The following is a 3,846-nucleotide window of genomic DNA, read 5'->3' as shown; positions in this document are numbered from 1 at the left end:
GGCATCCCCCATATTTTTATAGGCATAATTCGGTATTTTAACCACGGGAATGGAATCCAAAATCTTACCCGGGCCCAAATAGCGACGCACGTTGAAATTGAAATCCCCGAAGTCCATGTCGGTAATATCACGGGGAAACCCGTTGGTAATAAGCAAATCCTTAAGCCCGTCGTTATCGGCATCTACAAACAATGGAGACCAGCTCCAATCGGTTTGCGATACGCCGGCCATGAGCCCGATTTCGCTATAGGGCAAGTCGACGCCGTTGCCCATTTGCAGCATATTTCGCATATACTGGTATTCGTAATCGTATTTTTCGTTCAGAATATAATTTGTGTATTTATTATTTCCGATCGTAGTTTTTAACCTATGGTTGGTTTCCCCCAACATATCCAACGTATAGATATCCAAATAGCCATCGTTATTGAAATCCGAAATATCGTTGCCCATCGAAAATTTACTTTGGTGTTTTATAAGGGTATCGATTCGATTGGTAAAAGTGCCGTCTTGATTGTTGATATACAGAATATCGTTGGTCAAATAATCGTTGCTAATATAAAGGTCTGTCCATCCGTCGTAATTTAAATCCGCGGCGGCTATTCCAAGACCGAAACCTTCGATAGTAATTCCGGCCTCGATAGTAACATCGGAAAAGGTACCGTTACCGTTGTTGCGATACAAACGGTCATTGCTAAGTGCCGAGCCATCGGTTATTTTCGCCCTGTAGTTCGTTGGCAATTCGTGAATTTCCACATTGTTCAATACATAGAGGTCCATAAGGCCATCGTTGTTGTAGTCGAAAAAGGTGGCCCCCATGCTGTTTCTTGTATCGGCAATGCCATATTGCCGGGCCATTTCCTTAAAATTCGGGACTCCGTTTTCATCAACGCCCTGATTTACGAAAAGCATGTTTGCTTTTTCTGTTAGCATGGCAGCACATACGTAAACGTCCAATAAGTTATCATTGTTGATATCGATTACCGCAATTCCTGTTTTCCATCGGTCATTGGCTTCGATGCCCGCTTCGTCAGAAACATCCTTGAACTTGAGGTAGCCTTGGTTCAAATACAATTTATTAACCACTTGGTTTCCCGTAAAAAAAAGATCGGGTCGGTTATCATTATCAAAGTCTCCCACTGCAACCCCACCGCCGTTGAAAATGTACTCATTGGTAAGAATGTTAAAACTGTCGTTTTCGATAATTTGATTGTTGAATGTTATTCCCGAGTCCTTGGACGACACTTTTGAGAAGAGCGTGTTTTTTTTCTCTTGACAGGAGGATAGTGCAAGGAGCATAACACAAAAAAGTAAATGTATTTTTTTCATTTTATTAAAATACAATTTGTTGCACATTTGAATGTGCGATAAAATTAAAAACAATCCCTGCAATTGCAAGGTTGGAATCAAAGAATAATCGTTGGCATGTTAAATCCCGTAATTTTAGTATGAACTCAAAGAAAGAAAAGGAACTGATTAATGGCAGATTTGATTTATTACCGACCAAGAGACTTTTTTATCCTTTACTAAAAAAAATGGGGCGCATAAAGCGCCCCATAGTTTATGAATTTAAATATGATGGGCTATTAGAACCCTGGGTTCTGTGTCAACACCCCGCCACTTAGATCGATGGCATTCAAGGGAATCGGCAACAAATCGTGCCTCGGCTCATAGGTCTTGAACTTTTGGCCAAAGTTCGGAATAGTCCTAGCCTCATTATCTGCATACTCGTTCATAGTTTGTTGAGCAACTCCCCATCTTCTAAGATCAAAAAGACGGTGGCCCTCCATGCCCAATTCCAAACGTCGTTCGAAACGCACTGCTTTTCTTGCGAAATCTTGACCCGCAAAAGCGGGATAGGGCTCAATCTGATAGTTGGCGGCCGGCGTACCTGCGATAATTTCATCTCCCGGTCCTCTGGCCTGAACATAGGTCATGTTTTTGGCCCTATTACGTACCCGGTTCACATAGTCCAAGGCAGTAGCAAGGTCTCCGGTTTCAATGGCTGCTTCCGCTGCCATCAACAATACATCGGCAAAACGCATAATGTTATAGTTGATGCCCGGACGTTGCTCGCCCCAAGCTCCGGTTCCTCTATTGACATCTTCACCGGCCTGGTAAAAGTTCTTTTTAGCCAAATATGGGCCGGATAGATCCTCAAAAGTGGCCCTTACCCAAACTTTCCCGGGGTTTGCGCCCCAACCGTTGAAATCAATTTTTCTTCGCCCCGCAGTATAATCCAACCTTGGGTCTAATGGTGCGGTTTCCGCCACAAAAGTATCTAGGCTCGGATCATATTTTTTTGTGTCGGCATCGTATGCCACCTCGCTGGTGTTCACTGCAGCATCATTGACAATATCATCGTTGTTATAAGTGTCTAATAAAGGAAGGCCACTTCCATCGGTTTCAAAAGCATTTACCAAATCTTGGGTGGGTTGGTAAAACCCACAGCAAGATTCGATCGGTCCACCACCTGGCGAATTCAAGGTACCCCCGCGGTTGCCATTAAAAGATTGACCAGCATCGGCGGCAAATTGAATTGCGAAAACTGATTCCGGTCCGTTCTCACCGGGAGCATTGAAGTTGTCAAGAAATTCCGCGTTCAACGCATACGGACCGTTATTGATAACATCGTTCAATAACGCTAAAGCCGGCGCCCATTCAGCCTGATAGAGGTGTGTTTTGCCCATGAACGCCTTTGCGGTCCAAGAAGTCGGTCTCCCAGCATCTTCTTGACTGATCGGTAAATTATCGATGGCAAATTGAAAATCCGCCTCGATTAGATCCCAAATAGGACCGGTGTTGGGCTGATTGAATTCAGTTGCCGCATAATTATCCACGGAAATAAAGGCAGGATTTCCATAGATTTTTTGGAGCTCAAAATTGTAATGTCCCCTTAAAAATCTGGCTTCGGCCAATTTTCCGTTAAAATCACCTTCGGTGAATCCAATCAAGGAAATAACGGCATTAGCACGGTTGACCCCTGCGTAAAGGCCATTCCACTTTCCAAAAATATAGCTGTTGGCCGTTGCCCAGTCATAAATTTCCAAAGAGTATAGATCCGGTTGATCCCCATCGGTACTCCCTTTATGGGCATCATCGGAAAGTACATCGAACCACCAGTTGTCTCCGGCAACGGCCCAATCGTCCGCTCCCTGATTATTTCGGATACCGTCCAGCAAAGAATAGGCGCCTGTCAATAATAAATCGACCCCTGTTTCATTTGCCAGTGCCTCATCGGCAAGTGCGCCGACGGGAGTAATCTGGGTAAAGTCATCGCTACAGGCAAGCAAGGTCATAAATAGTGCTGTGTAATAAAATAATTTCTTTTTCATTTTTTTAGAATTTTAAATTAACACCAAATGTATAAATCGCTGCTATAGGATATTGATTGTCATCAACCCCAATAGTCAGGTTGTCGCTACCATTGTCTCTTGGCCCGAGTTCAGGATCCATCCCGTCGTATCCCGTAAGGGTAAATAAGTTGGCGCCTTGCAGGAAGAATCGTAACGTACTCAATCCAAGTCTATCGACAACATTGTCGCTTAGCGAATAGCCAATTTGCAGGTTTTTCAAGCGCGCAAACGAACCATCCTCCACAAAGAAAGAGTTGGCCTGGGTTTCATTGTTCGGTACCGCAAAACTCAATCTTGGAATAGTTGCATCCAAGTTATCGGGCCTCCATGAGTCCAATACACGAACACTACGGTTGGTGTTGGAAAAACTTGGCATATCGGTATAAATCTTGTCATAGTTGTACAGATCATTTCCTTGTACTCCTTGGATAAATGCTGACACGTCGAACCCTTTATAGGCAACGTTTAAATTCACACCATACGTAAAATCGGG

The 3,846-nt window shown here is 43.8% G+C and carries 2 protein-coding genes and 1 pseudogene; all 3 read right to left on the bottom strand.

Features of this window, described 5'->3' with window-relative positions:
• A partial coding sequence (locus tag ACEW8S_RS17860) for an FG-GAP repeat domain-containing protein (RefSeq protein WP_373519466.1) occupies window positions 1–1,326 on the bottom strand: 1,326 nt, incomplete at its 3' end.
• 257 nt (window positions 1,327–1,583) lie between these two features.
• Window positions 1,584–3,332 carry a RagB/SusD family nutrient uptake outer membrane protein gene (locus ACEW8S_RS17855; RefSeq protein WP_373519465.1) on the bottom strand — a complete coding sequence of 583 codons (1,749 nt, stop codon included), beginning with the start codon at window positions 3,330–3,332 and terminating at the stop codon, window positions 1,584–1,586.
• A 4-nt stretch (window positions 3,333–3,336) separates the two neighbouring features.
• Window positions 3,337–3,846 (bottom strand): annotated as a pseudogene (locus ACEW8S_RS17850) (TonB-dependent receptor); the annotation flags it as partial.

The sequence above is a fragment of the Pricia sp. genome (genome assembly GCF_041745955.1).
Taxonomy (GTDB): Bacteria; Bacteroidota; Bacteroidia; order Flavobacteriales; family Flavobacteriaceae; genus Pricia.
Note: the sequence above shows the minus strand (reverse complement) of the source record. Positions and strands in the feature narration are given on the sequence as shown.

Bases quoted from the DNA above. Each gene is read 5' to 3' on its own strand.
- ACEW8S_RS17855 (WP_373519465.1), bottom strand. From the start codon at position 3,332: ATGAAAAAGAAATTATTTTATTACACAGCACTATTTATGACCTTGCTT.